Annotated in this window: 1 protein-coding gene; it reads left to right on the top strand. The window is 35.5% G+C overall.

Features of this window, described 5'->3' with window-relative positions; translation table 11 throughout:
- Window positions 1–234 precede the first annotated feature (234 nt).
- Window positions 235–1,452, top strand: a complete 1,218-nt coding sequence (locus IV57_RS12795) for an IS110 family RNA-guided transposase (protein WP_057881908.1) — start codon at window positions 235–237, stop codon at window positions 1,450–1,452.
- Window positions 1,453–1,567 lie beyond the last annotated feature (115 nt).

Raw genomic sequence — 1,567 nt, 5'->3', positions numbered from 1 at the left:
AAACGACCTAAGATTAGTTCTAAGTGATGAGGTATTTCATCGCTTAGAACTTTTTTTGTACACTGAAGATAAAGCTAAGATCGCACATAGCCAATGGGACTTCGAGTCCGTAATTAGAAAATGATCTCCGTTATCTCCATTTCTATAATCAGCTTTTAGGTCGTGGGACTTTGAGTCCGTGTATAGGAAATGAGATTCGAAATGTTGATACGGAATGCTTTAGAAAGGGTAAATATGTCAGATATAATTGCTTTAGATGTTTCTAAAGGACACAGTTATTGTGTCTATTATAAAGATGGTGTTTGTGACGCCGAGTTTGATTTTAAGCACAATAAACCAGGATTTGATAGATTACGTGCAACGGTTGATTGTGCTAAAAACCCAACGTTTTATTTTGAAGCGACGGGAGTTTACTCCCGTCCTATAGAAAGATTCTGTAGAGATGGAAACATACCTTACGCTCTTCTGAATCCTCTTGAATTACATCTTAAGACGGAGAATTTACGTCGAGTTAAAACAGACAACAAAGACGCTCATAGAATAGCTATGAGCGCATACGATTGTGGTTATAGATTGATGGCCTTTCAAGATTCTAAATATTTAAAACTTAGGGAATTATGCAGGTTCTATGAGAGAATCGAAGATTCTCGCAAATCGAACCAAGTTCAATTGCATACAGAATTACAACAGACCTTCCCAGAGTTAGAACAGCTTTTTGTTAACAGAACATCAAAATTAGCTTTGAATATAATCAATCTTTTTCCTCATCCAGATTTTGTTCGTGGACTTTCACGTACAAAATTAAAAAATATTTTGTTAAATAAAACTGAAAAGAACATTTCAAAAGATAGAGCCTTAAAGTATGCGCAGAAATTAATAAATTTTACTCAAAATAGTTGTCCAGCATCACGGTCGGATGATATTCAAATACAGGAGGTACGATATTACACTCAACGAATAATAGATCTTACCGTTAAAAAAGAAGAATTAATAAAGCAAATGACTCAATTGGGAAAGGAACTTCCTGCATTTGATATCATTTCTTCAATGCCTGGCATCGGCGAAATGAGCGCCGCTATGTTACTTGGTGAAATCGGTGATTTTACTAGATTTGGTAATTCTAATCAGTTGAATGCATATGTTGGTATCGATCTTATTAGATATCAATCAGGACAATATACTCGGGACGATCATATTAATAAACGCGGTAATTCTAAGGCAAGATCTCTTCTTTTTCTTATCGTTCGCAATATGTTAAGACAACAGTCCTGTGCCCCTAATCACATAGTTGATTATTACTATAGACTAAAAAAGCAACCCGTCCCCAAAGGGGACAAGGTTGCCGTTGTGGCTTGTATGAACAAGACACTGAAGTGCCTATTCTCTATGATAAAGAATAAGACTAAGTACGTTTACACGTATACGGACTCGAGGTCCACAGAGATGCACTAACATCTCTAGTTAAATACTAACTCTTACCTTCATAATTTTAAAGAATCAATTATGAAGTACTGTTTAGTTTACTCTCATTTTGTGCCTACCTTTACTTGACTAATCGTAGGAAATT

The sequence above is a fragment of the Companilactobacillus kimchiensis genome, from assembly GCF_001438805.1.
Classification (GTDB): Bacteria; Bacillota; Bacilli; order Lactobacillales; family Lactobacillaceae; genus Companilactobacillus; species Companilactobacillus kimchiensis.
The sequence above is the reverse complement of the archived record's forward strand: the minus strand, read 5'-3'. Positions and strand labels throughout refer to the sequence as shown.

Excerpts from the sequence above, each read along its gene's own strand:
- IV57_RS12795 (WP_057881908.1), top strand. The coding sequence starts at position 235 with ATGTCAGATATAATTGCTTTAGATGTTTCTAAAGGACACAGTTATTGT.